A 26,444-nucleotide genomic window follows, 5' to 3' on the forward strand; every position below is an offset into this window, starting at 1 on the left:
CTCAGGCGTTGGCCTCACCTTCCTTGGTATCGGAAGGCTGCTGATTTTCATCCTCAAACCAATGAGCACGTGCTGCCATGATGATTTCATTGGCGGCATCTTCCTCAATGGCATCGGTGCCCAAGATCTCAACCAGTTCATCACCGGCCAGATCTGCAAGGTCGTCTAAGGTTTTTACACCCTTTTCACCCAATGTCACAAGCATCTGGTTTGTAAACACGCCCATATCGGCAATATCGTCCACAACACCTAGCTCTTTCCGCCGATCATCCAGCTTTTGTTCCTGCTGAACGAGGTAAGATTCAGCACGCTGAACCAGCTCCTGAACGACCGACTCGTCAAATCCTTCAATGCCAATCAGCTCATCTGGATCTGCAAAAGCCAGTTCTTCGATGGAATGGAAGCCTTCCGTGACCAGCAGACCCGCAATTACGTCATCCACATCCAGCGCTTCAACAAACAGCGCTGTCCGACGGCGGAACTCTTCCTGACGGCGTTCGGATTCTTCCGCTTCTGTCAGAATATCAATATCCCAACGCGTCAACTGGCTAGCCAGACGGACATTCTGCCCACGACGGCCAATAGCCAAAGAAAGCTGCTCATCCGGCACAACCACTTCTACGCGACCGGCTTCTTCATCCATCACCACCTTGCTGACTTCAGCAGGCGCCAGCGCATTCACTACAAAAGTAGCGGCCTGCGGGCTCCACGGGATGATATCAATCTTTTCGCCCTGCAATTCGGCCACAACGGCCTGCACACGGGAACCACGCATACCAACGCAAGCCCCAACAGGATCGATAGACGCATCACGAGAAATCACGGCCATTTTGGCGCGAGAACCAGGATCACGCGCAACGGCTTTAATTTCAATAATGCCATCATAAATTTCTGGCACTTCCTGCGCAAACAGCTTGGCCAAAAAGGCCGGATGCGTGCGAGAAAGGAAAATCTGCGGTCCACGCGGCTCATCACGCACATCGTAGATATAGGCGCGCACGCGATCCGAGTTACGGAACGTTTCACGCGGGATCAACTCATCACGTCGCAGCAGCGCTTCTGCCGAACCAATTTCAACCAGCAGATTGCCGTATTCGGTCCGCTTAACGGTGCCGTTTACAATTTCACCTACGCGGTCCTTGAATTCGTTATACTGGCGCTTGCGTTCATATTCACGCACGCGCTGCACAATCACCTGCTTGGCGGTTTGCGCGGCAATACGCCCAAAATCAATCGGAGGCAGCGGATCGATCAGGTATTCGCCTGCCTGAATTTCTGGGCGAAACTTACGGGCAATGGAGAGCGCAATCTGCGTATCTTCATTTTCCACTTCATCCACCACTTCCGTCCAACGGGACAAGCGCACATCACCTGTCTTGCGGTCGATGGTGGCACGAATGTCCTTTTCGTGCCCATATTTGGCGCGTCCGGCTTTCTGGATCGCCTGTTCCATGGCTTCCAGCACTTCTTCACGCTCAATACCTTTCTCGCGCGAGACAGCGTCTGCAACCAGCAAAAGTTCAGGACGGGAAACAGAGGTATCCATACTCTCAGCTCTCCAAAACAGGCAGCTTTATCAATGCACCTTGGGCCCGGAAGAATCGTTATCATTCTTCTGGGCGGGATCAGTGCCGGGCGCAGGTTGCACCATACGGGCACTAGCTTCAATCAGAGCATCTGTCAGCACCAGCCGTGCACGCCGGAGTTCTTCCAGCGGCAAGGCAACTTCCGTGCCATCATCCAGACGCATCCGCGCAACAGTTCCATCAGACCCCAGAACCACACCAGAAAAGCGGCGGCGCCCATTTACCGGCAGCAGAACTTCTGCCTTGGCCTGGTGCCCGGCAAAGCGGTTCCAGTCCTTCGCACGGGTAAGGGGCCGATCTATTCCGGCAGAGGAAACTTCCAGCGTCCACGCCCCAGGAATGGGGTCTTCAACATCCAGCACGGCACCTACCGCGTGGCTGATCCGCTCACAATCTTCCACATTAATCAGGGAACCATCTTTGCGATCCGCCATAATCTGCACGGTCGGACGCTCACGCCCCAGCACAGCAACACGCACAATCTCATAACCCATATCCTCAACGGCAGGGGCTATCAGCGCAGCAACGCGGGCTTCTAGGCCAGAGTGAGTAGAAAGGTCTGTATCCAATGCAAAAAAGGCGGCCGTCAAGGCCACCCCCCGAAACGTAAAACAAATTGAGAAGGATGGCTCTTTATGTAAGGGATGTGGAGTGAAACCGCAAGGGTAGAATAAAGCTACTGCCCGCCATGCAAATCTTTACCCTTTATAAAAAACAATTTTACGGGCTGGATGCAAATTGCACATTGCAGGGCACACCGGACATGCTTTTATTAACCCTATTGCGACATATTTGCCATCCTCCACACTGCAAGGGCTGACCTTTCAATATGCACAAAGAGCCAGAACCCGCATGGAAGCCACAACCGCAGCCACAGGCAGCAGATAAACCTTCTGGCGTGCGTATGGCTCTGATTGGGCTGGCAACATGCGTTATCATGGCGGGAGCTGGCGTGCATTTTATGGGCGGTGGGCACGGAAATACCGCCACCCCTGCGGCAGAAAACAACACCCAAGATCATGATAACAGCACCAACCGTATGGGAATCCCCCTTACGCTAATTGCCTCGCAAAAAGCTGCTCAAGCGCTTGCCAAATCCGATTATACGGAACAGGAACAGGCAGATATTCTGGCAGGTATCAAACGGCGAGACATTCGCTTAGTGGCCATGCCTGTTTACGATGCCACAGGCGCAGGAGGCACAATTACGCTTATTTGTGGGCCGTGGCACCATACAGTGCATTTGTCCCCCACCCCGCAAACCGTCATTCTACCCATTACGATCAGTGGCAATGTTGATATCATACCGGCATCAGACCCCGGGCCTACTGGTATTGGAGGCGGTGCCATTACGGTATTCGGCCCACAAACACTGCCGATTATGTATAAAGGGGATACTCTGCCACTAACGGTGATTGCGCAATGAAGGGACTTTTACCCGCCCTAAACCGGCTGATGCCGTTGATGATGGTGATCTTTCTGGTGCTTGCCAGCATACAGATTGCCCTCAGCCTGCATCTTTCCCTGCATTCCATTACGCATGTTTTGCAGTGGTGCGCACCAGCATGGCCGATTTTGGCCGTAAGTGGCATTATACTTACAGTAGCAGGGCTGCTGTTTGAAACACGCGCCGAGAAGCTGGCGCGCAAAGGGCTTTTACGCCGACGGGGATTCATCATGGACGTTCTTGCCAGACTGACCAACCGCGCCGCACTGGAAGAAATGATGGCGCGCGAACAGCGTGAAACCACCATTGATGCGGAAGAACTGGCAGCCAACCTGCGCGCCCGCGTTATTGGGCAGGATCAAGTATGCGAAGATGTGGCTGCGCAGTTGCGCCGCCGCCTTGCCTTGCAGGTACGCGGGAAACCAGTAGGTATTTTTCTGCTGGCCGGGCCTCCGGGCACAGGCAAAACCTATCTGGCCAAACAACTTGCCCGCCAACTTGAACGCCCCCTGCTGCATTTTGATATGACACAGATGAGCAGCCCCCACGCAGCAACCCAGCTATTTGGCTCCCCCAAAGGTTATGTGGGTTCAGACACTTACGGAAAGCTGACTGGCGGCCTGAAGGAAAAGCCGGATGCTGTTGTGCTTCTGGACGAAATTGAAAAAGCACATCCGGATGTGTTCAAAAAGTTCCTGACAGCATGGAACGATGGGCACATTACCGAGGCCTCTACCGGGCAACAGATTTCTACCGTGCGCGCAATTTTTGTGCTGACATCCAACATTGCAACAGATGCACTAACAGAAATTGCAGACCGCCTACATGATGACCCAGACCGTATGCGCGCCGAATCGGTAGAAGCCTTGCGTCAGGCTGGGTTTGCGCCGGAAGTTCTAAACCGGTTGGATCGTATCTTTATCTTCCGTCCGCTACAGGGGCTGGATATCGCCCGCGTGGCCGCGCTGGAAATTGAAACCATGATTGAAAGCTACGGCCTGAAAGTGGAAACCGGCGGTATTGATGCCACTCTGCTAATGGACGTTATGCGCCGCCAGAGCCGCATGGGAGATGCTGCCTCTGCCCGAGATCTGGTGCGTTCGATTGAAGATATGATCAGCGAATCCCTGATTGTAGCCCGCCAGCAAGGCGCCAATATGGTGCGGCTGGTAAAGGAAGATGATGGTGCAGTTGTTGCAAAAGTGGCGGACAACCGCACGGATGAAGGCGATGGCATTCATGCGCGCCTGATCCCATAAGCGGCCCTTTACTGTTTATTATTCCGGCACAAGGCTGTTCTGCATGTCTGCTTTTACCCGATTGTGGCAACGCGCTCCTGTTTGGCGTGTAGCGCTGTTTACCGCTGGCGCATGCAGTGTGTTTTCCGTGATGTTTCCTGCCCCTTGGCTAACTTCACGCTTGCCAGCTTATGCAAAACTTACATCCAAAATCAGCCATATGCTGCCTGCTGGTGCACCTTCTGCCGATTCGTCGGAAGATGCACTTCGGCCGGATGAAGATCGGCGCACCGTTTCCGCGCCCCCTATGGATGCACAATTTGAAGGTACGCTTTCTTTTGCGGGCCGCCAGCTTCCCTTACCTGCGGGTAAATGGCACCCTCTCCTGAATTATCAGGATGATGTTGCACACGGGGAAATTCTGACATCGCTTTATGTGCGTTCTGAACAAGGCATTGTAACAGGCTTACTGGTTGCTCAGGCCACCACGCAATCTTTGCCTATTACAGATACGCAGCTTGTGCAGGATGAATGCCACAGCAACTTTAACTTTATGTCAGAAGCCCTCCCGCAAGATGGCACGCATACAGAATGCTGGATGACATCCCCTATTCGAGTAGTGAATAACGTTTTTCTGACATCCAACCCCGCATTACAGGCTTTACTGGGAAGCCCCATGTTTATTCCCCCTGCTGTGCAGCGCCTGACAGGTATGGGCTTTGATCTGCCCCCCGTTCTGGTGGATGCCGGCTGGAATCGGATTGAAAAAAGCAAATCCGGCCCCGGTGTGGATTTCATGAGTGTTCACATGCTGACAAGCCCGGCGGAAGCTGGCAGTAAAATCGTACCAGGTGCGCCAGAAAACTGGTCTCGCGCAGGTATGTCCGATTCGTCTGCTGTGTCAGACTTTGTCCGCCGCACCAACGCATGGCTACGCGGATGGAGCCCTTATCTGCGCCAAGGGTTTGACAGCAAGCTACCGGATACTGCTCTACCCACAACTGTATCGGCAGATCCGGCGTTCCACGGTTAAAAACCGTTAAACGGCCTGATGCATCTTACCTTCCCGCAAGAGATCTGCGGAAACTTCTATCAGAAAATCCAGAACTGTCCGGGTGCGCAGGGGGATTGTACGTGGGCCAGTATGCACAGCATAGAATGGCAGGGAAGGAATATTCCAATCTACAAACAGGCGAGTAAGCCGACCATCGGCAACAGCCTCACGCACCTGAAACTCTGGCAACAGGCCAATGCCCAATCCAGATTCCACTGCATACAACACAGCTTCACTGCTATTAGCACGGAAAACAGCTGATGGTGCAATTACGCTTTCTTCACCATCCCGCTCAAAATTCCAATCCAACCGACTAGAGCCGTAATTATATACGACTCCCGGATATTCAGGCAGATCACGCGGGTGCATTGGCGTGCCACAGCGGGCCAGACAAGATGGTGCGGCCACCAACCATTTGCGCACAACGCCCAGTTTACGGGCAATAAGAGAACCCTCGGCTATATCCCCTACCCGCACAGCCAGATCCAGCCCTTCTTCTACCAGATCACCAAATGCATCACGCATAACAACTTCAATAGCCAGATCAGGGTGCCTTTCTAGCAACTCCCCTATCCGGCGTGTCAGACACAATCCAAAAGCTGTGGTTACCCCCAGGCGTACCAAACCAGATACAGAAGCACGACGGCGCCCCAGCACTGTTTCTGCCGTTTCCAGAATTTCCAGCACTTCATAAGCATGTGGAAGAAGGCTTCTGCCATCTTCCGTCATGGTAAGGCTGCGCGTGGTGCGCGCAAACAAAGTTGTACCATAATGCGCCTCTAACAACGCAATATGGCGGGAAATGGTGGGCTGACTAACACCTGTCTCACGCGAGACGGCAGAAAACGAGCCTGTAGCCGCAACGCGAACAAAGCTGTGAAGCGCGGAAAGAAGATCCATTGAAGTCCAGCACTGTTCCTGTGAACACGCGGACATTACATTACAACTTCTTACCAGCAAGAAGTGTATCTAATGTTGCGCGTATTCCTGATTTATCGGCAATTTTGGAACAAGCTGGCAGGTCGCACAACATCCGTCAGGCTCTATTCCGCCATGTGACAGATGCACTTGCATTTGTCTTGCATGACGGAACAGATATCCCAAACAAGTTTTACCGGCGGCGCATATGCGGTTGTGCCAGCTTTTTTTCTGCCATACGTGCCAGACGCACAAAAGGCAGCCCCAGCAACAGATAGGCTGCGCCTACCATCAGCCCTGTTCCGAAATAGTCGAAATAGGAAGAAGACAGGCGGATGTAAGTCTGGGTCAATTCTGTCAGCGTGATCACGCTAACCAGTGACGAATCTTTCAATAACGAAATAAAGTCGTTGGTCATAACAGGCATAACCAGACGGAAAGCCTGTGGCACAACCACGTACCGCAATGCCTGAGCGTGCGTCATATTCAGAGCCAAAGCAGCTTCCATCTGCCCATGCGCCACAGATTGCAGGCCTGCGCGATAGTTTTCGGCTTCATACGCCGCATAATTCATACCCAAGCTGACAACGCCAGCCAGAAAGGGGGTAAGGCTGATGCCAAATTCAGGCAAGCCGTAGAAAATGAACAGAACCTGAATCAGCAATGGGGTGCCGCGCACCACTTCCACGTATGTGGTCGCCAACCAGCGGAGCGGTGTAGGGCCGTACAGGCGCAAAAGCGCCAACGCCAAACCCGCTCCAACCGCCAGCACCATCGCACACAAAGAAACCAGCAGAGTCAGCCATGCGGCTTTTGCCAACTGCGGCAGAAACCCAACATAGCGATCCAGCTTAATGCGCCAGCCGCCTTTACCTTCCAGCTCCGCCACATATGCGTTCCACGCCGCAGGCGTAACGTTAAGCGTGGTGTGATCATTGGTGAACTGCGCCATTTCTGGCGTCCACAAATCCCACCGCAGCAATACGCGATGGAGCGTACCATCATGCTGCATGGTTGCCAGGGCGGCATTCACCTTTGTACGCAGGGCTACATTCTGCCCTTTGGCAAAAGCTATGCCATATTCTACACGGCCAATGGGTTCACCCACCACCTGCAAGGCTGGGTTGGTATCACCGTAATATTTGGCAATGGGGCCATCAATCAGAATGGCATCCGTGCGACCATTCGCCAGATCCATGAATGCATCGGTTTCTTCATCATATGTCCGAAGCTGAACCTTGGCGTTCTCCGTCAGGATACGCTCAGCTTGCGTATCCTTGATTGTGCCAATGGCATGACCATTCAGATCCGCGAGATTTTTAAGTTGCGGGCCATTACGCCGCACCACAATCCGTTCGGATGTGATGTAATATGGATTTGAAAAATCAATACCTTCGGCATGCTCATCTGTCATTTCAATGCCACAGATGACCATTTCATACAGGCCACGCTGCAAGCCGGGAATAAGACCATCCCAATCATTCTGCACGAACTGAAGCGGCGCACCCATGTGCTTGCCCAGCTCCTGCATCAGGTCGTATTCAAACCCGGTCAGCTTGTCCTGATCTTTCAGATCATGGAAGGTATAGGGTACGTCTGATGAAGCATCCGCAGCCCAGCGAATCGGCTTTTCTTCCTGTGCGTATGCCACATGCGCGCCAGCACTCAGCCAACTTGCGGCCAGCAGCAGACAAACACAGCGCAAAAACAAACCCCAAAGGCGTGGCGGGCAATGCTGTGCGTTCTGTTTCACAGAAGTGTCCTCAAAAAGCGGCGTGTCTGTTCATGGGCCGGGTTCACACACAGAACCTCCGGCGGGCCGGATTCAACAATATGGCCACCATCCATATAGACAATGGTATCCGATGCCACTTGGGCAAAACGCATATCGTGGGTGACGATAATTTGCGTCATCCCTTCATCATCAAGGGTGCGCATTACTCCCAGCACTTCTTCCGCAACAATCGGGTCCAGCGCTGATGTGGGTTCATCATACAGCATAATTTCTGGCCGCATGGCCAAAGCGCGTGCAATGGCGGCGCGTTGCTGCTGGCCGCCAGAAAGCGAAACTGGGTAACGTTGCGCCACGCGCGCCAACCCTACTTTTTCCAGCAGAGCCATAGCCTCGGCACGTTCAACTTCTCCGCCCTCACCCTTAACCACGCGGGGGGCCAGTAGAACATTGTCCAGAACTGTAAGATGAGGAAACAGGTTAAAGCTCTGGAACACCATGCCCACGTGGGTGCGCAAGCGGTGTGCCATATGCTCATCTGCGCGACGCCAGACAGCATCTTTGCGCTCTATGGTCACCCCCATGGCGGTTATCTTACCGCTATCGGGAATTTCCAGAAAATTCAAACACCGTAGAAAAGTGGATTTCCCGCAACCGGACGGGCCAATAATAGAAACCAGCTCACCCTTTCGCACCTGCATGGATACACCACACAGGACATCCCCTTCGCCGAAATTTTTGTGCAGATGTTCCGCACTCAAAACGACTGGGTCTTCCACAGAAAACGCCGACCCGGTGCGTACCGGGTCGGCATCTCGACGTTCACCTTGAACGAAATGGTTCTCAGGCAGCTTTCGTCATCCCTCGCAAGACGTACTGAAGGATGCCACCATGCCTATAATACTCGACTTCGTCTAGAGTATCGACACGGCAAAGCAGTGGTACTTCCTGCGTGGAGCCGTCATTTCTTGTAATTGTCATAATTACATCCATGCGCGGCGAAAGTTTATCAACACCCTTGATGCTGATCACCTCGTCACCCTTCAGACCAAGGGTCTTACGGGTTGTGCCATCCTTGAACACCAGCGGCAGAACGCCCATGCCCACAAGGTTGGAACGGTGGATACGCTCAAAGCTTTCAGCAATAACGGCCTTTACGCCCAGCAGCAGGGTGCCTTTTGCGGCCCAGTCACGGGAAGAACCCATGCCGTATTCCTTGCCACCGATGACCACCAGCGGAGTATGTTCCTTTTTATACTTCATGGCCACATCGTAAATGGCGCCTTCCTTCCCATCTGGGAAGTGCTTGGAATATCCACCTTCCGTACCCGGCAACATTTCATTTTTGATACGGATGTTGGCAAAAGTACCACGCACCATCACACGGTCATTCCCACGACGGGAGCCGTAAGAATTGAAGTCTTTCGGTTCAACCCCGTGTTCCATCAGGTAACGACCAGCCGGTGAATCCTTTTTAATGGAACCAGCCGGAGAGATATGGTCGGTTGTGATGTTATCACCCAGCAGGGCCAGAATACGCGCACCTTCGATATTGCCGGGAGCTTTAGGCTCAACGTCCATATGCTTGAAGTACGGCGGATCCTGCACGTAGGTAGATTTTGGATCCCACTTATAGGTTTCAGAACCCGTAGCAACCTTCAGGCCCTGCCATTCTTTTGTGCCCTTGGACACGTTCTTGTAACGGTTGATAAACTCGTCACGGCTGATGGCAGAAGCAATAAGGTCTGCAATTTCCTTATTGGTGGGCCAGATATCCTTCAGGTAAACTGGCTTGCCATCCTTGGATGTGCCCAGCTGTTCCGTTGTAATATCTTGCCGCATGGTACCCAGAAGGGAATATGCAACCACCAGCGGCGGGCTTGCTAGATAGTTGGCCCGAACGTTGGGGGAAATACGGCCTTCAAAGTTACGGTTGCCAGACAGGACAGAAACAGCAACCAGGTCGTTGTTTTCAATCGCATCCACAATGTGGGAAGGCAGCGGACCGGAGTTACCGATACAGGTGGTGCAACCATACCCAACGGTATTGAAGCCCATGGCATCCAAGTCTGTCGTGAGGCCAGAACGGTTCAGGTAATCCGTAACAACCTGAGACCCCGGAGCCAGAGAGGTTTTCACCCAAGGCTTAGGCTTCAGGCCCAGAGCGCGTGCTTTACGGGCAACCAGACCAGCCGCAATCAGCACAGCCGGATTGGATGTGTTGGTGCATGAGGTAATGGCGGCAATAACGATATCGCCCTGCCCCAGATCATAGTTTGTTCCGGCAACCGGCACCTTTTTATTGGCATCGTTGGCGGCTACACCCAAAGAGCTGGTCAGTTCTTTTTCAAACGCAGTTTTGGCGCTTTTCAGCTCCACGCGGTCCTGCGGACGCTTGGGGCCTGCCAGAGACGGCACAACCGTGCTGAGATCCAGCTCCAGAACATCCGTAAAGACGGGTTCCGGTGTTTCGTGCGTGCGGAACATACCCTGTGCACGCAGGTATTCTTCAACCAGCTTAATGCGATGTTCATCGCGGCCAGTCTGACGCAGGAAGTCCAGCGTAAGCGCATCAACCGGGAAGAACCCGCAAGTTGCACCATATTCCGGAGCCATGTTGGCAATGGTTGAACGGTCAGCAACCGGCAGATGGTCCAGTGCCGGGCCAAAGAACTCAACAAACTTACCAACCACGCCTTTTTTGCGCAGCATCTGGGTAACTGTCAGCACCAGATCGGTAGCTGTTGCGCCTTCTGGCAGCTTGCCTGTCAGTTTAAAGCCGATCACATCCGGGATCAGCATGGCAATGGGCTGGCCCAGCATTGCGGCTTCAGCCTCAATACCACCCACACCCCAGCCCAACACACCCAGACCGTTGATCATGGTGGTGTGGCTGTCTGTGCCGTAAAGGGAATCCGGGTAAACGTATTCCTTACCACCAACATTGGCGGTCCATGCCACCTGGGCAATGTATTCCAGGTTCACCTGATGGCAGATACCCGTATCTGGCGGCACAACAGAGAAGTTTTCGAAAGCTTCCTGGCCCCAACGCAGAAAGGCATAACGTTCTGCGTTGCGTTCAAATTCCAGGGTGATGTTTTCCTGCAGCGCTTCTTTTGTGCCTGCATAGTCCACCATCACGGAATGGTCGATCACAAGGTTGACCGGAACCATTGGGTTCACCTTCTGCGGGTCCCCCTTCAGGCTCACAATCCCATCGCGCATGGCTGCAAGATCCACCACACCCGGCACGCCGGTGAAGTCCTGCATCAGAATGCGTGAAGGCTTGAAAGGCACTTCCTTGCTGCTGCTGCCTTTTGGCAACCAACCTGCAATGGCCTTGGCGTCATCTACATTGTAGGAGCGCCCATCTTCAAACCGCAGAATATTTTCCAGAAGAACCTTCAGCGAAACCGGCAGGCGGCTTACGTCGCCAATGGTTTTTGCCGCTTCGGGAATGGAAAAATAATGGTAGGTCTTGCCGTCAACCTCAAGGGTGCGGCCTGTCTTTAGCTTATCGTGCCCAACCGTTTTCATAATCGCTCTCTCCCCGATCACAGCCGATGGCTGGTGATGCGTTCAGGACACCGTAAACATGCCATTCGGCGCCGAGTGCCTGCCTGATCTGCCGGGCAACCGGCTTGATATCCCGTTGGGCCTAGAACATACCGGCAGTTGGAAAAGGCACAAGGCGGGGAGCGACCACGAGAACGCGAGCACCCCGGCTTTTGCGGCCTTGCACGGTAACAATAAGGAGAAGTGTTATCGCCGACAGTCCTTTCCCTGCCGGGCACTCTGCCCCAACCAGGCCTGTAACTGGTGCATTTCCGGCACTTTATGCTGAGGATCTTTGTGTTTTCCGTGGGGAAAGACTGGTACTGGATGGTGTCAGCTTTCAGATGGAAGCCGGAGCCGCCATGCTGCTAACCGGCCCTAATGGTGCAGGAAAATCCACTTTGCTGCGCGTTCTGGCGGGCCTACGCAAACCCGATTCCGGCCAGTTGCTCTGGCATGGCGAATCGGTTTTTGCAGATCGCGCGGCCCATGCCAGCCAAGTGGCCTATCTGGGACATCAGGATGCGCTTAAGCCGGGGCTGACTGTAACCGAAAACCTCGCATTATTCGCACGTGCAGGCCAAGGTGACATGCAGGAGGCCCTTGAGGCCATGGATCTGCTGCCACTTGCCAATCTGCCAGCCCGCCTACTTTCTGCTGGACAGAAACGGCGCACGGCGCTTGCGCGTGTTTTGCTGGCCAATGCGCCTTTATGGTTGCTGGATGAACCTAGCCTTGGCTTGGATACCAATGCCATTACCCTGTTAGGACAAGCCCTTACAGCACATAGGCAACAAGGCGGGTTGGTGATTGCCACCACACATGTGCCCTTACCGCTAGAAAACGTGCAGCCCCTTACATTGCCGGGCGCGGGCGATTCGGCTGCTTCCACCTTTTGCCAGCAGGAGGATGACGCATGATCGGGCTGTTTTGGGCCATTGTTGGGCGTGACCTGCGCCTTGCCCTCCGGCATGGGGCAGACACAATGGGGGCTATTCTCTTCTTTATCGTTACGGCCACCCTGTTCCCGCTTGCTCTTGGCCCCTCCCCAGAATTGCTGCGCCATATGGCGCCCGGCATTATCTGGGTTTGCGCCCTGCTGGCCGCTCTTCTGCCACTAGATCGGCTATTTGGTGCGGAGCTTGAAGATGGATCACTGGATCAGCTCCTACTTCTGGGCGTTCCAGCCTCCCTTGTCGCCTTAGCCAAAATAACTGCACACTGGTTGACCACAGGCATTCCCCTGCTTTTGGCCGCCGTACCATTGGCCACCATGCTGGGCTTGCCAGCTTCTGCCTTGCCTGTGCTTTTGGCCGGGCTTTTCCTTGGATCTGTTGTGTTATCTCTGATTGGGGGGATGGGCGCATCTATTGTGCTGGGCGCACGACGCGGCGGTGTGCTGCTACCACTGCTTACGTTGCCTTTGGCAACACCTGCGCTAATTTTTGGGGCCGCGGCTATTGATGCCGCATCAACCGGCCTGCCTTGGCAACCAGATTTGGAACTTTTGGCAGCCTTTGTGGTGGGGGCTCTCCCACTCTGCCCGCTGGCAGCCGGTGCTGGGCTGAGGGCCGCCGCAGAATAATACGCATCTGCTGTTATGGCCCTTTGAATAGGCCATAACAGCAGCATATTTGGCAAAATTACTTAGATGTATTGCCAGATGTCGTCTGCTGATGGCTGACAGCCTGAATATCAACAGAGGCATAACGCACAGAATTTTCCGCATCACGCAGGGCTTCACTTGCCTTGTACGGATCGTTCTTGATGAACTGTGCAGCGTGGTTCACGTCCTGCCGTGTCTGTTCCAGCGGCACAGCAGCAATGACGTAATCTGCATCCACACCAGAAACTTTTAGCACCTCAGAAGCGCGATCCGGGTCACCTGCACGCAGATGACGGTTGGCCGCGGCAACAGCTGCACTTTTTTCTGTTGTGGGTTCAACTGTTTCATCCAGAACCAGTTCGCCATCAATCGGCAACCAAGCCACAGGCGTAGTGCTGCCCGTGCCTTTTTTAGCTGTCTGAGCCTGCTTAGTTTTCACCGGCATCAGTTCAGCTTCTGCTTTCTGGAAAGCAGTATTATCGGCCCGTGCCCGATCCAACGCCTGCTGTGCGCTTGTAATCAGGGTTTTAGCCCCTTTAAGATCACCATCAAAAATGGCGCGGCGTGCCAGCATCAGTTCTTCAAACGCTGTGTTCCCATCGTCTGAAAGGCGGCCGAAATCCTGCGTTGCCGCAGATGTTGCAGCATTTGTTGCAGGCACAGCGGCCGTAGATGCTGCCTGCGGCTGTGCCCATGCTGGCGCAACAGCCGTTGTTGCTGCCAGTAGAGCGCCCAACAGCATACCCGTTTTCTTCATGATTTCTCCCTTTCTGAACGCCATCCATAATGGCCTTGTTTGCGTTCTAATTGTTGAGCGAGAAAGCACGAAAGCAAAGGCAGGCAAACACAAGGCTGGCCTGCCCTCACATCGGATCAGATATAATGCTCGGTTAATGGCGCAAAACCATTAAACCCCGTTGCACAGTAAGTGGAGACATAAGCACCGGCCCCCAGCAGATCAACCTGTTCCCCCGCAGCTAAGTCCAGCGGCAGTTCGTAATGCGTTTTCTCGTACATGATATCCGCACCATCACAGGTTGGCCCGGCCAGCGCCACACGCCCTGTTGGAGAACCATCCCGACTGGTGCGAATCGCGTAACGAATGGATTCGTTTTCTGTTTCCGCCAAGCCGCCAAACCGCCCAATATCCAGATATACCCAACGCAGCCCATCCTTACGCCCACGCGCACTGACAAGCACAACTTCCGAGCGCACCACACCGGCTTCACCCACAATAAAACGACCAGGTTCCACCAACATTTCTGGCAATGCATTGCCAAAGTGCTCTGTCATGGCGCGGAAGATGGCCGTAGTGAAGTGATCGATTTCGGGCACATCATCCCGGTAGCGGATGGGAAAACCGCCCCCCAGATTGACCATGCGCAAATCCAGCCCGGCAACACTTAAATCTGTAAACAGAGCCGCCGCACGGGCAATGGCAACCTCATAAGCTTCTGCAGAAAGCTGCTGGCTGCCCACATGGAAGGAAAGCCCATACGGATCCAGCCCCAGTTCTCTGGCTGCCAGCATCAGTTCCTTGGCGGATTCGACGGTAGTGCCAAACTTGCGGGAAAGTGGCCATTCTGCCCCGTAATTATCCACCAGAAGGCGGCAATAAACGCGGCTTCCCGGTGCGTGTGCAGCCAGTTTTTCCAGCTCTTCCCGGCAGTCAAAAACAAACATCCGCACACCGGCTTCATAAGCAGCACGGATAGCAGAAACCTTTTTAACCGTATTCCCAAAGGAAATGGCATCCGGGCTGGCGCCTGCCTGCAGGCATAGGGAAACCTCTTCCCACGAAGCGGCATCAAAGCAGGAGCCAAGCTCAACCAACCGCCGCAGAATAGGCTGTGCTGGATTAGCTTTAACGGCATAGTAAATACGAGCCTGCGGCAAAGCTTTGCCCAATGCATGATAGCGGTCTGCTACGGCATCCACATCGAGAACAAGACAAGGCGTTGCCGGCTTTTGCTCGGCAAGAAAACGGGTGATTTTGGGATTCATATCCCCACTCCCCCAGATCAGGCTCCTCCGCCTGAACAGCGCGGAGAAGGACGTTGCGAAACGGTCTAACGGACCAGCGACCAAAGGCAGATGCACGAAACATCCCGATTGCCAGAACGCTTGACGTCGTTGCGTAACCTCAGAGGGCCAGTGGCACGTGCGTTGCTGCGTAGGGGCGTGCATATGAGGCCAAAGCGCAACAAGTGCAAGTCAAAAACATTCAAAAAACAAAAAAACATGGCACTTGGCCATCATGCCCGATAAGACAAGGCAAGCTTTATACACGGCATTTACGCTCGTTTTTGGCAAACGCATGCAGAGTTAACTTTTTGTTCCTGCAAGAAAGCATGCCTCTTTACCGCACACCATGCCGTTATTGTTTTGGTGTGCTGCTACAAGTTTATCGCTGGTGCCGCAGAAGGTGCCTCTTACCTTAACGAAGGACGCTCCAATCCCGATGCAGGTTATCTGTCAGCCCGATACGCGCCCATCTGTGCACCCGGATTCTCACTCCCACACGATTCATGAAAACGTGCAACCCAATTTTTCTCGCCCTTCTGAACTGGGGCGGAAAGATTGGAAGATTATTTTACAGCGCACAGTTAAAAGCCTTATTTCAGGCCCCACCACGTTGGTGGCCGCTGGTTGCGCATTTTATACCACGCTCTCCCTATTTCCGGCCATCAGCTCCCTGATCTCCATTTATGGGTTGGCTTTTGATGTGCAGACCGTGGCGCCACAGATGGAAGTCTTGCGCAACCTGCTGCCACCCAATGCCTTCACTCTGCTTTATGATCGTGTGCAAACGCTGGTAGCTGAGCCACCCTCATCTCTCACATTCAACCTGATTATTTCAGTCAGCGTGGCTTTGTGGTCTGCCTCTGCGGCAACGCGGTCTATTATTTCTGCCTTGAATATCGCGTATAATACACGTGAAAATCGTAATTTCTTTATATTTCAGATTACTGCCTTTGCCCTTACTCTTTGCGGCATTCTGGGCGCAGTGCTTACTTTGGCCCTTATGGTAGCCATGCCTCTGCTGCTTAACCTTCCGGCATTGCTACACATTCCCACTCCTCCCGGTTCCATTGAATTTATGGCCCGGTGGAGCGGCCCGGTGGTGATGTTTACATTTGAAACTCTGGCTCTTTCCGCACTGTACAGATTTGGCCCCAACCGGCACATTTCCACCCAATGGCGCTGGGTTCTGCCCGGAGCCGTCTGCTCCACGTTAACGTGGATTGCGGCATCACTCGGCTTTTCCTACTACGTGGCACATATTGCCAGTTACAGCGCCACTTATGGGCCACTAGGGGCCTTTATCGCCATTATGATGTGGTTTTTTGTAACCGCATGGGTGGTACTTATGGGGGCTGAACTGAATGCTGAGATGGAAAGCTACGCCCGCGGCATTACGCGGCAGCCTCTGGAAGTTTGATCAACCAGAATCCAGCACTTACCAAAAAAGGGCATCCCGATCGGGATACCCTTTTTTAATTCTCTACAATGCTTTTTGTAAAAACCTGCCGTATTCGTCTTAACGGCGGTGACGTGCCCTATGAAGAGGGCGCGCTGTGTGCGGTGCGGTGTCCTGCAAGGAAAGGCTGCTATCAGCCAAACCACCTTCATCTGGCGCAGATGCCACTTCAACCGGAGCGGGCTCTACCCGCACATGGGCAATACCACTGTTCAACATCCCCAATTCCGCGGCTGCGGCTTTGGAGACATCAATAATACGGCCACGGCTGTAAGGCCCACGATCATTGATTGTAACCACCACAGAGCGGCCTGTATCTTCTGAAACAACCCGTAGTTTACTGCCCAACGGTGCCGTAGGATGCGCGGCTGTTAAGCTGCCCTTATCAAACCGCTCCCCCGAAGATGTGCGTCGATTATGGAAGCGCCCCCCATACCAACTGGCCACACCTTTTTGAAAAATGCGCTGCGCCTTATTTGTATCAGAATCCGCAGTGGCGACTGTCTGTGCGCTACGCCCAGCCAATGCACGGCGGACAGAATCTGCCCACGCCGTACCACCTTGCCCGGCCTCTGCTGCCTGAACAGCGGAAGCCGACAAAAGAGAAGACATAACAAACACACTTCCAAGAAGTGCCCGGCGCAGGGCTGACATCCGCCTGTTTACTCCATTTTCTGACATCGTTCTGTTCGCCAGAAGACCGTGTTCACACTGTAAAAGCAATCTTTTTCAACCTTCAGAATGCAAATACAGATTTATAGTCACTTATGTTCAACACGCTTATCGTGACAAAAATATGGCCTTAAAGCACGCAACTCCGCTGCACGTATTTTTGCTAGACTGCATTTTCCTGCCCACCAGCATGCCTCTTCTCTTGGATACGGGGCAGCATCGTGCTACGGCCCCTTCCTGTTATGGAAAGACCTCTTATTGCTGTACTCAACGGCCCCAACCTGAATATGCTTGGCCAGCGCCAACCCGAAATATACGGGCGGGCGACGCTGGACGACGTGGAACAACTTTGCCTGCAAACAGCTGAAAAGCTGGGCTTGGCCATAGATTTCCGCCAGACCAACATTGAAGGTGAGCTGATTTCCTGGGTGCAGGACTGCCGCAAGCGTGCGCGGGGCATTATCATCAACCCGGCTGGCTATACACATACGTCTATCGCCCTGCTGGATGCCCTGCTGACAACAGACTTGCCTGTGATAGAGGTTCATATCTCCAACATTCACCGCCGCGAGCCATTCCGCCATCATTCCTATGTCTCTCGCGCCGCTACAGGCGTTATCTGTGGGCTAGGCGTGGCGGGGTATTCTCTGGCATTGCAGGCAATGACCGATCTTATTCTGAATGAGGATGACTGATGAGCGGATTGCTCGTGGATGCGGAGGCCATTCGGGCTCTGGCTGAAATTCTGGCCGAAACCGGCCTGACTGAAATTGAAGTATCGGAAAAGGACAGCCGCATTCGCGTTGCCCGCATGCCTGCCCCCGTGCAAGCTGTGGCGGCCGCGCCTCAGGCCGTTGCAGCTCCGGCACCGGCACCCGCCGCAGCCCCGGCGGAAGCCGCAGTGCCTGCCGCCCCGGCGGACCTTTCTCGCCATCCGGGCGCTGTAAACAGCCCAATGGTGGGTGTGGCTTACCTGACCCCAGATCCGTCCTCCCCTCCTTTTGCCAGCGAAGGCCAGATTGTAACTGCTGGCCAGACCCTGATGCTGATTGAAGCCATGAAAACCTTCAACCAGATCAAGGCTCCTAAAGGTGGCACGCTTAAAGCCCTGCTGGTGGCTTCGGGCGATCCGGTAGAATACGGCCAGCCGCTTGCTATTATTGAGTAATGTTTTCTAAGATCCTTATCGCCAACCGAGGCGAAATTGCCCTTCGTATCCTGCGCGCCTGCCGGGAGCTAGGGATCAAGACTGTAGCGGTACATTCCACTGCGGATGAAGACGCCATGCATGTTCGGCTGGCAGATGAAGCTGTTTGCATCGGGCCACCAGCCTCGCGCGATTCTTATCTGAACGTAGCTGCAATTCTTTCTGCAGCCACCATTACCGGGGCGGAAGCTATTCACCCCGGTTATGGTTTTCTTTCAGAAAATGCTGATTTTGCCGAAACGGTGGAAGCACACGGCCTAACCTTTATTGGCCCTACGGCGGAGCATATCCGCATGATGGGGGATAAGATTACCGCCAAAACCACCATGCAGATGCTGGGCGTGCCCTTGGTGCCCGGTTCTGATGGTGAACTGACAAGCCTAGAAGAAGCCCGCGAAGTTGCTGATAAAGTGGGCTACCCAGTGCTGATCAAGGCTGCGGCTGGCGGTGGTGGCCGTGGCATGAAGGTGGCCCAAACGGCTGACGATCTGGAAGATGCCTGGAAAATGGCCCGCGCCGAAGCACGTGCTGCTTTTGGTAACGATGCTGTTTATCTGGAAAAATACATGGATCGGCCACGCCATATTGAACTCCAGATTCTGGGGGACAATTACGGCAACGTGGTGCATTTTGGGGAACGCGACTGCTCTCTCCAGCGCCGCCACCAGAAACTTCTGGAAGAAGCAGGTTCTCCTGCCCTTACGGCAGAACAGCGTGATGCCATTGGCCAGACAGCCACGCAGGCCCTTTCCAAAATGGGCTACCGCAACGCGGGCACGCTGGAATTCCTGTATCAGGATGGACAGTTCTGCTTCATTGAAATGAACACCCGCCTTCAGGTCGAACATCCAGTAACCGAAATGGTGTGTGATGTGGATTTGGTGCGTGAGCAAATCCGCTTGGCCGCTGGTGAGCAGCTTGGCTACACGCAAAAAGATATTTCATTTTCTGGCCATGCCATTGAATGCCGTATCAATGCGGAAGATCCAGACAACTTTACCCCCTGCCCCGGCACGGTTGCTGTTTACCATCCACCCGGCGGTTTGGGTGTACGTGTAGATAGCGCCCTTTACACCGGTTACCGCGTACCACCTTTTTACGACAGCATGATTGCCAAGCTGATCGTACACGCCCCTACGCGTGAGCAGGCTATTGCACGCATGCAGCGTGCGTTGGATGAATTTGTGGTGGAAGGTATTAAAACTGTTATTCCGCTGCACCGCCGTATTCTGGAAGATCCAGAATTCCAGAAGGGTGAGTACACCATCCATTGGTTGGAGCAATTTACAGCCAAACCACACTAAACTGCGGTTTGACTGTTTTATGGCGACCACAAAAAACCCGGCGCATCTTTTAGGTTGCCGCCGGGTTTTTTGTATTTGGATCTTAAGATCAGCAATTAGGCACTAGGCGTCACCCCAACAGCTTCCTCTTCTTCCTCATCATAGGAGCGAATGCGCGGATCTTGCCCCACACGCGGGCGGAATTCACCACGGCGCAAAGCTGTTTCAATATCTTCCAATGTTGCCCCAGCTGTTTCCGGCACACAGAAGAAAACAAACAAGACAGACGCAAGGTTAACACCAGCATAAATCCACATGGTGCCGCCCAAAGAAACTGTCTGCACCAATGTAAGAGCCGTGGATGTTACCAGCAGATCAGCCCCCCACAGCATGGCCGCATGTATACTGGTTGCCGCAGCACGCATAGGCAGCGGAAACAACTCTGCCCCCAAAAGCCAGCCCACAACCTGAATACCGCCAGAATTAAACAGCATAAACAGCAGCAAGAAGGCCACAATCAACCAGCTTCCCACACTCCCCTGAGCCGGGTGCATGGCAAAAACAATGCCCAGGCCAATAAGGCTTACAACAGAGCCCGGCCCCATAATAAGCACCAAGCGCCGACGGCCAATTTTATCTACAAACAAGCACCCAAGCAGGGTCATGATGAGATAAACAAGCGCGATTCCCAAGCTTGTCAGCAGTGCTGATGAACTTCCAAACCCTGCGTCAGACAGAAAGGTAGGGGTATAGTAGATCATCATCTCCAGCCCACCAGCCTGCGTAAAGAAGGCAATCCCTAAGGCAGCTATCAGCGCAGGGCGCACCCAAGGTAGCTTCAGGCCCTTCCAGCCACGCTCATCTTCATCCAGATTTACAACATTGGCGTGGATCTCATTGATCTCGCGCTGAATGACCTTGCGGGAAGAACGCACACGCCCAAGCTGCTCTACCGCAGATTCCAGCCCTTCATTTTCAGCAGTCCAACGTGGGCTTTTGGGCAGAAAAAACATGCTGATAAAAACAAAAGCAGCCGGGATAGCGGCCACAGAAATCATGGGCCGCCAACCCCATTTTTCACGCATGGTAAAACCAACCAAGTTGGCCAGAAAAATGCCAATCCCAATAGCCACGTTAAACAGCGTTACCAGATTGCCGCGCTTGCTGGCTGGGGCCAATTCCGAAATATATGTTGGCACCACCTGCGTGGCCCCACCCACTGCGCAGCCCAAAAATACACGGGCAATAATGAGGCTGGTAAGATTGGGTGCGTAAGAACACGCTAATGCACCAATTACAAAAACTGCGGTAACGACCATAACCGAAACACGGCGGCCAAAGCGTTCTGATAAGTTGGCAATGCCCATGGCACCAATAACAGCGCCTACCAGAATAGCTGATGTAACAATTTCCTCCTGACCAGCAGTCAGATGAAAATCTTTTGTAATAAGAAGAAGGGCACCAGAAATAATACCGGTATCGTAGCCGTAAAGACCACCACAGATGGCAGAAACAAATGCTGCAATCCACAACACGTGCTTGGCATACGGAGAAATATCGAGATTTTGTATAGCTTCTTGAGCTCGTTTCTTTTCAGATTTCATGCTGTGATTATGCCACGATTAGAAAATTATTGCATAGCTGACATAATTTTATTTATTATGTCACAAATAGGCTTTTATGCCTTACGCATTTCACCCTTCTAAAACGCACGCATACGTTTTTCGTTTCCCTTTGATTTTTCTTGACATAATTGCACTTAAAGCTATCTGCTGTCCGATACCAAGGGGGGTTCCGGTAAGGAACTGAGAGGCCACTTTTTGCACGATTCGTTCGGGCACCGTGGCGACCCTGCCGCCAGAACATGATGTTTTGGCGGGGAACCTGATCCGGCTTATACCGGCGGAGGGACTGGTGCCTGAAAAGACAGATATGTTCTTCCCGAACCTAGCCGCCCACAAAAGCGGAGTCTCTTCAGACCTGTCCTCCTCGGCAGAGGAGACGATGACATTATGTCTTCAGTTGATTCCAAACAAAACGCGGCCCCTTCCAGTGTAGGGGGCAACCCTAAACCTGCCAACACGGCTGCACCCGCTCCGGGGCATGTCACCACCGGTGCCATCCGTGGTTCATGTAAAGTGTATTCTAGCCCCGCAGATCGACCAGATATGCGTGTGCCGTTCCGCGAAATCATGCTGGAACCTTCTGCAAACGAACCACCGGTGCGTGTGTACGATACTTCCGGCCCCTACACAGACAGCACTGTAGAAATTGACGTTAACAAAGGGCTACCCAAAATTCGGGCACCGTGGCTGACTGCCCGCGGTTTTGAGAACATCAAACCGCGTGACATTAAACCAGAAGATAATGGCAATGCAGAAGGCACCTATCTTGTAGCCCCCTGCCCTGCTCCGCATACCGTGCTGAAGGGGCGAGAAGGGCAACTTGTTACGCAGTATGAGTTCGCTAAAGCAGGCATTATTACAGATGAAATGATTTACGTGGCCCACCGCGAAAATCTGGGCCGACAAAAAGCTGCTGATGATGCCGCCCAGTGTCTGGAAGATGGTGAATCCTTTGGAGCCAGTATTCCAGAATTCATTACGCCTGAATTTGTCCGTCAGGAAATTGCCCGCGGCCGAGCCATTATTCCGGCAAACATCAACCATCCAGAGTTGGAACCCGTTATTATCGGGCGTAATTTCCTTGTAAAAATTAACGCCAATATCGGCAATTCTGCCATTACTTCATCAGCGGCAGAAGAAGTTGAAAAGCTTGTATGGTCCATTCGCTGGGGTGCGGATACCGTAATGGACCTTTCCACAGGCCGAAACATCCACAATATCCGTGATTGGATTTTACGTAACGCTCCCACACCTATTGGCACAGTGCCACTGTATCAGGCTTTAGAAAAAGTCGGCGGTGATGTCAGCAAACTGAACTGGGAAGTTTTTCGCGATACTCTGATCGAACAGGCAGAACAGGGCGTGGATTACTTTACCATTCATGCGGGCGTACGGTTGCAGCATGTGCCGCTAACAGCTCATCGCGTTACAGGCATTGTTTCACGCGGCGGCTCCATCATGGCAAGCTGGTGCCTAAATGGTCACCGCGAAAGCTTCCTTTACGAACACTTTGCAGACATATGCGACATCATGCGCGCCTATGATGTTTCCTTCTCTTTAGGAGACGGCCTACGACCAGGCAGCATTGCCGATGCTAATGATGCCGCACAGTTTGCCGAACTGGAAACCCTGGGTGAACTCACAGAAATCGCTTGGGCAAAAGGCTGTCAGGTTATGATCGAAGGGCCAGGCCATGTGCCCATGCACAAGATCAAGGCCAACATGGATAAGCAGCTTAAAGAATGTAAGGAGGCCCCCTTCTATACGCTTGGCCCGCTGACCACAGACATTGCACCGGGGTATGACCACATTACATCTGCCATTGGCGCAGCCATGATCGGATGGTTTGGCACCTCTATGCTCTGCTATGTCACACCCAAGGAACATCTGGGCCTACCAGACAGGAATGACGTAAAAACAGGTGTGATCACCTACCGTATTGCAGCGCATGCCGCTGATCTTGCAAAAGGTCATCCATCCGCAAAATATCGGGATGATGCGCTTAGCCGTGCGCGGTTCTCCTTTAGGTGGGAAGATCAGTTCAATCTTTCTTTAGACCCAGATACAGCCTGCGCGTATCATGATGAAACCATGCCGCGGGAGGCACATAAAAGTGCACATTTCTGTTCAATGTGCGGCCCTAAATTCTGTTCAATGCGTATCAGTCAGGATCTGAAGCAAGACGCCATACGCATTGCTGGCATGGAGCAGAAAACAGAAGAATTCCGACAAGCTGGTGGCAAAGTTTATGTGCCAGCAGAGTAAGTTACCAAACTGATAACAAAAAGCCCCGGGCCAATAGCGCGGGGCTTTTTTTATGCCCACAAAAATCACGTTGTTAGAAATAGTGCCTTAAATAAACTTTCGGCACGCCTTCACTGTTCAGGCATGAAAATACAATAACAGCGGCCCATACCACGCAGGACGCCACACAAAACGCTTTTGTCCATTTTGGCAGATCATTATCCCGACCAGCCATCACCGGCCAGTAAATAGATTTATGCCCAAACCATGCCAGAACACCCGCTACGGCCAATGCTATCAATTTAGGAGAAAGATACGCCCGATTGCCGATATGCACTGGATCATAAAAAAACAAAGCGAAACCAGAGATCATCGCCAAGGCATAACTGATATGCAGTGGCTTCACCATAAACCGTGAAATGCGCACCACTGTTGGCCGATCCAGATTTTGAATAACAGCGAGAATAAACAGAAATTCCAGACCAAAAAACGCTGCCATTGTAAGAATATGTACAATTCTCGCAAGGTAATGCACTGGCTGGAACCAGAAATGATAAGCCCGACTATCTAACGCCATAAGCAAGGAGTTGGGCAGGCGCAGGAACGCCAAGGGATGAGATGACATAAGCGTTAAGCTCGCGGGTTATCTGGTGTGATTGACTTTGACAATGATTCGCACTAATCCAAACGGCATGACTGATGGAGTATCATACAATGAAACTGCTTGTAGCAGCCATTCCTCTGTTAGCAGGTGCATGGATATGTTTCCCTCAGCAGGCCCATTCTCAAACAGTTTTTCAGCTTACTGTCAAAGATCATCATTTTGAGCCTGATCATATCACCGTTCCTGCTGGTGAGCGATTCATGATCGAACTCAACAATCAGGACACAACAACTGATGAGTTCGAAAGCTACGATATGAAATTTGAAAAAATTGTTGTTCCACAAGGAACAATCAAAGTGCATGCTGGGCCTCTTCACCCTGGAACCTATACTTTTTTTGATGATTACCACCCAGACGAGGCCAAGGGTACAGTTACAGCAGAAGAAAAGAAGTAAATTATGCTTGGAAGCCTGATTATTGTCTTTCGCGAGGTTATGGAAGCCGGGTTGATTGTTGGCATTGTGCTGGCAGCCACACGGGGCATTCCGGGGCGCGGATGGTGGGTTTCCGGCGGCATTGGCGCAGGTGTTGTTGGCGCAGCAATTGTGGCCATGTTTGCGGGTGAACTCTCTCAGGCTTTTTCAGGAAACGGGCAGGATATTTTTTCTGCTGTTATCCTGTGCATCGCGGTTCTTATGCTTTCATGGCATGTTATCTGGATGGCCAGCCATGGCCGCGAGCTTGCTCAGGAAATGCGTAGTGTTGGCAATGAAGTATCAGAAGGAAGCCGCTCTCTTTTCGCTCTGGCTACTGTTGTTGCAGTAGCTGTTCTGCGCGAGGGCATGGAAGTTGTGCTGTTCCTTTATGGTATTGCTGTTTCCGCACATACCGGTTTTGTGTCCATGTTTACAGGCGGCCTCCTTGGCGTTCTGGGGGGAGCTGCACTTTCATGGGCTCTTTATAGAGGTTTGATTATCATTCCTCTGAAACATCTTTTTGCAGTCACGAATGTTCTGGTCTCCTTTCTGGCTGCTGGTATGGCCAGTCAGGCTGCTGCCATCCTTGCGAATGATGATCTGATCCCCGCTCTGGGTTACGATATCTGGGATACATCTTGGCTGCTGTCTGATGGCAGCATGCTTGGGCGCACGGCCAAAGTTCTGATTGGATACACAGATAGACCAATGGGCATTCAGCTGCTTGTATGGGTGCTGACACTTGCCGGACTGGTTGTTGCTGAACGCTTTGTTCGCACACGTCCTCAATCCAGCGCTTCATAATCAGTCACAGGTGCGCAGAAAATATCTGCCACTGTGCCTTACAAAAACTTGAGGTGCAGACATATGAAATCCTATCTTTCAATTCTTTCCGCGGCATCGGTTCTTACCCTTGCCATCGCTCTTCCGGCTGCAGCCCGCGAATACCCAGTGGGTGGCCCCGTGCATGCACATGACATGGAAATTGCAGCAAACTATCTGCTTGATATTGACATGATGCCCATGACATCTGACATGGCGATGGGCAAAGATACCATTCATCTGGAAACCGATGTACATGCCACGGCAGATAACCAGTGGGGCTTTCCTGATGGAGCTTGGGTTCCTTACCTGAAGGTAGATTACACTCTGACCAAAAAAGGATCCAGCTGGAAAAATCAGGGCACGCTGCACCCCATGACAGCAAAAGATGGCCCGCATTACGCCAACAATGTTAAAATGGATGGCCCTGGCAGCTACACGGTTGTGTTTAACTACAGCTCACCGGAAGCCAACGGGTTTATTCATCACACAGATAAAGAAACCGGCACGCCGGGCTTTTGGCAGCCCTTTACAGAATCATTCACTTTTGAATACCCACAGAAGTAATAATGATGTTTTAAAAGAGAGGGCATTGCCCTCTCTTTTTTACATTCCAGCCCTGCGTTTATGAAGACAGCATTCTAATTGCATTTTTATACGCTCTAATTGAGAATGATTATCCGTTGCTAAATGCAGATCATCCGCGCCAATTACCAGAGCAGCTTACAACCATGCAAAAATCCCGTAAAATAAATAGAAAATTTCTAAAGTTTTTTTGTCTTTACGCGACAATTCTGACTACTCCCGTCTTAGCGCATGGTGAGGAGACGCAGATTGAGCAGGATCGTCGTCGGTTAGGCAATTCTGGGCCTTTGATTGAACAGATTGACCCGG

The 26,444-nt window shown here is 52.6% G+C and carries 24 protein-coding genes and 1 pseudogene; 14 read left to right on the forward strand and 11 right to left on the reverse strand.

Annotated features, from left to right (window positions below):
• Position 1: 1 nt before the first annotated feature.
• Together nusA and rimP are read right to left on the reverse strand one after the other, a co-directional pair.
• The gene (gene nusA, locus FKW19_RS13300) at positions 2-1,546 is read right to left on the reverse strand and encodes a transcription termination factor NusA (protein ID WP_003624601.1); all 1,545 of its coding nucleotides are present in this window, start codon (positions 1,544-1,546) and stop codon (positions 2-4) included.
• Between the two features lie 30 nt (positions 1,547-1,576).
• Entirely contained in the window at positions 1,577-2,182 is a 606-nt protein-coding gene (rimP, locus tag FKW19_RS13305; RefSeq protein WP_006115085.1) for a ribosome maturation factor RimP, read from the reverse strand.
• Between the two features lie 233 nt (positions 2,183-2,415).
• Between rimP and FKW19_RS13310 the strand changes: the two genes are divergently transcribed.
• The 3 genes from FKW19_RS13310 to FKW19_RS13320 are packed head-to-tail and all read left to right on the forward strand — an operon-like array spanning position 2,416 to position 5,304.
• On the forward strand, positions 2,416-3,012 hold the full coding sequence (locus FKW19_RS13310) for a hypothetical protein (RefSeq protein ID WP_089179749.1): 597 nt from the start codon (positions 2,416-2,418) through the stop codon (positions 3,010-3,012).
• The gene (locus FKW19_RS13315) at positions 3,009-4,292 is read left to right on the forward strand and encodes an AAA family ATPase (protein ID WP_063354719.1); all 1,284 of its coding nucleotides are present in this window, start codon (positions 3,009-3,011) and stop codon (positions 4,290-4,292) included. The genes FKW19_RS13310 and FKW19_RS13315 overlap by 4 nt, the downstream gene beginning before the upstream one ends.
• 43 nt (positions 4,293-4,335) lie before the next feature.
• Complete coding sequence (locus tag FKW19_RS13320) at positions 4,336-5,304, forward strand: hypothetical protein (RefSeq protein ID WP_063354720.1); 969 nt, start codon at positions 4,336-4,338, stop codon at positions 5,302-5,304.
• Between the two features lie 6 nt (positions 5,305-5,310).
• Here the strand turns inward: FKW19_RS13320 and FKW19_RS13325 are convergent, their stop codons facing one another.
• From FKW19_RS13325 to acnA, 4 genes are all read right to left on the reverse strand, one after another.
• Positions 5,311-6,225 carry a LysR family transcriptional regulator gene (locus tag FKW19_RS13325; protein WP_089179750.1) on the reverse strand — a complete coding sequence of 305 codons (915 nt, stop codon included), beginning with the start codon at positions 6,223-6,225 and terminating at the stop codon, positions 5,311-5,313.
• Positions 6,226-6,436: 211 nt separating this feature from the next.
• A complete protein-coding gene (locus FKW19_RS13330; RefSeq protein ID WP_089179751.1) occupies positions 6,437-7,996 on the reverse strand; it encodes an ABC transporter substrate-binding protein/permease in 1,560 nt (519 codons plus the stop codon).
• Positions 7,993-8,754: an amino acid ABC transporter ATP-binding protein gene (locus tag FKW19_RS13335; RefSeq protein WP_003624594.1), complete on the reverse strand. Its 762-nt coding sequence runs from the start codon at positions 8,752-8,754 to the stop codon at positions 7,993-7,995. Before FKW19_RS13335 ends, FKW19_RS13330 begins: the two co-directional genes overlap by 4 nt.
• Positions 8,755-8,818: 64 nt before the next feature.
• Complete coding sequence (gene acnA, locus FKW19_RS13340; protein ID WP_089179752.1) at positions 8,819-11,512, reverse strand: aconitate hydratase AcnA; 2,694 nt, start codon at positions 11,510-11,512, stop codon at positions 8,819-8,821.
• A 191-nt stretch (positions 11,513-11,703) separates the two neighbouring features.
• On the opposite strand from acnA, the gene ccmA reads away from it, so the two are divergent.
• A complete protein-coding gene (gene ccmA, locus FKW19_RS13345; RefSeq protein ID WP_089179753.1) occupies positions 11,704-12,450 on the forward strand; it encodes a heme ABC exporter ATP-binding protein CcmA in 747 nt (248 codons plus the stop codon).
• Positions 12,447-13,115 carry a heme exporter protein CcmB gene (gene ccmB, locus FKW19_RS13350; RefSeq protein ID WP_006115092.1) on the forward strand — a complete coding sequence of 223 codons (669 nt, stop codon included), beginning with the start codon at positions 12,447-12,449 and terminating at the stop codon, positions 13,113-13,115. The genes ccmA and ccmB overlap by 4 nt, the downstream gene beginning before the upstream one ends.
• Before the next feature lie 58 nt (positions 13,116-13,173).
• Here ccmB and FKW19_RS13355 read toward each other — a convergent pair whose 3' ends face one another.
• Entirely contained in the window at positions 13,174-13,962 is a 789-nt protein-coding gene (locus FKW19_RS13355) for a YfdX family protein (RefSeq protein ID WP_193561115.1), read from the reverse strand.
• 47 nt (positions 13,963-14,009) lie between these two features.
• Positions 14,010-15,323, reverse strand: a complete 1,314-nt coding sequence (locus tag FKW19_RS13360; RefSeq protein ID WP_193561113.1) for a type III PLP-dependent enzyme — start codon at positions 15,321-15,323, stop codon at positions 14,010-14,012.
• 184 nt (positions 15,324-15,507) lie between these two features.
• On the opposite strand from FKW19_RS13360, the gene FKW19_RS13365 reads away from it, so the two are divergent.
• Positions 15,508-16,578 (forward strand): YihY/virulence factor BrkB family protein, encoded by a 1,071-nt coding sequence (locus FKW19_RS13365; RefSeq protein WP_006115095.1) that lies wholly within the window; start codon positions 15,508-15,510, stop codon positions 16,576-16,578.
• Positions 16,579-16,677: 99 nt separating this feature from the next.
• Here the strand turns inward: FKW19_RS13365 and FKW19_RS13370 are convergent, their stop codons facing one another.
• Entirely contained in the window at positions 16,678-17,229 is a 552-nt protein-coding gene (locus tag FKW19_RS13370; protein ID WP_370512882.1) for a septal ring lytic transglycosylase RlpA family protein, read from the reverse strand.
• Between the two features lie 302 nt (positions 17,230-17,531).
• Between FKW19_RS13370 and aroQ the strand changes: the two genes are divergently transcribed.
• Genes aroQ through accC form a run of 3 tightly spaced genes read left to right on the forward strand, consistent with a single transcriptional unit; the run spans position 17,532 to position 19,800 of the window.
• Positions 17,532-17,984: a type II 3-dehydroquinate dehydratase gene (gene aroQ, locus FKW19_RS13375; protein WP_035352282.1), complete on the forward strand. Its 453-nt coding sequence runs from the start codon at positions 17,532-17,534 to the stop codon at positions 17,982-17,984.
• Positions 17,984-18,457: an acetyl-CoA carboxylase biotin carboxyl carrier protein gene (gene accB / locus FKW19_RS13380; RefSeq protein ID WP_006115098.1), complete on the forward strand. Its 474-nt coding sequence runs from the start codon at positions 17,984-17,986 to the stop codon at positions 18,455-18,457. Before aroQ ends, accB begins: the two co-directional genes overlap by 1 nt.
• Positions 18,457-19,800, forward strand: a complete 1,344-nt coding sequence (gene accC / locus FKW19_RS13385; protein WP_006115099.1) for an acetyl-CoA carboxylase biotin carboxylase subunit — start codon at positions 18,457-18,459, stop codon at positions 19,798-19,800. Before accB ends, accC begins: the two co-directional genes overlap by 1 nt.
• 95 nt (positions 19,801-19,895) lie before the next feature.
• Here accC and FKW19_RS13390 read toward each other — a convergent pair whose 3' ends face one another.
• Complete coding sequence (locus tag FKW19_RS13390; RefSeq protein ID WP_063354727.1) at positions 19,896-21,383, reverse strand: sugar porter family MFS transporter; 1,488 nt, start codon at positions 21,381-21,383, stop codon at positions 19,896-19,898.
• 408 nt (positions 21,384-21,791) lie between these two features.
• Between FKW19_RS13390 and thiC the strand changes: the two genes are divergently transcribed.
• Positions 21,792-23,669, forward strand: a complete 1,878-nt coding sequence (thiC, locus tag FKW19_RS13395; RefSeq protein WP_063354728.1) for a phosphomethylpyrimidine synthase ThiC — start codon at positions 21,792-21,794, stop codon at positions 23,667-23,669.
• Between the two features lie 73 nt (positions 23,670-23,742).
• On the opposite strand, the gene FKW19_RS13400 is transcribed toward thiC, so the two are convergent.
• Positions 23,743-24,273: a hypothetical protein gene (locus FKW19_RS13400; RefSeq protein WP_089179756.1), complete on the reverse strand. Its 531-nt coding sequence runs from the start codon at positions 24,271-24,273 to the stop codon at positions 23,743-23,745.
• Positions 24,274-24,347: 74 nt separating this feature from the next.
• Between FKW19_RS13400 and FKW19_RS13405 the strand changes: the two genes are divergently transcribed.
• The 4 genes and pseudogenes from FKW19_RS13405 to FKW19_RS15830 form a co-directional block, all read left to right on the forward strand.
• Entirely contained in the window at positions 24,348-24,707 is a 360-nt protein-coding gene (locus FKW19_RS13405; RefSeq protein ID WP_014457553.1) for a cupredoxin domain-containing protein, read from the forward strand.
• A gap of 3 nt (positions 24,708-24,710) precedes the next feature.
• Positions 24,711-25,532, forward strand: coding sequence for an FTR1 family protein (locus FKW19_RS13410; RefSeq protein ID WP_089179757.1), 822 nt, complete (start codon positions 24,711-24,713; stop codon positions 25,530-25,532).
• Positions 25,533-25,565: 33 nt separating this feature from the next.
• Positions 25,566-26,117 carry an iron transporter gene (locus FKW19_RS13415; RefSeq protein WP_006115105.1) on the forward strand — a complete coding sequence of 184 codons (552 nt, stop codon included), beginning with the start codon at positions 25,566-25,568 and terminating at the stop codon, positions 26,115-26,117.
• 164 nt (positions 26,118-26,281) lie between these two features.
• Positions 26,282-26,444: pseudogene (locus FKW19_RS15830) on the forward strand (carbohydrate porin); the annotation flags it as partial.

The sequence above is a fragment of the Acetobacter sp. DmW_125128 genome (assembly GCF_008704325.1).
Lineage (GTDB): Bacteria > Pseudomonadota > Alphaproteobacteria > Acetobacterales > Acetobacteraceae > Acetobacter > Acetobacter oryzifermentans.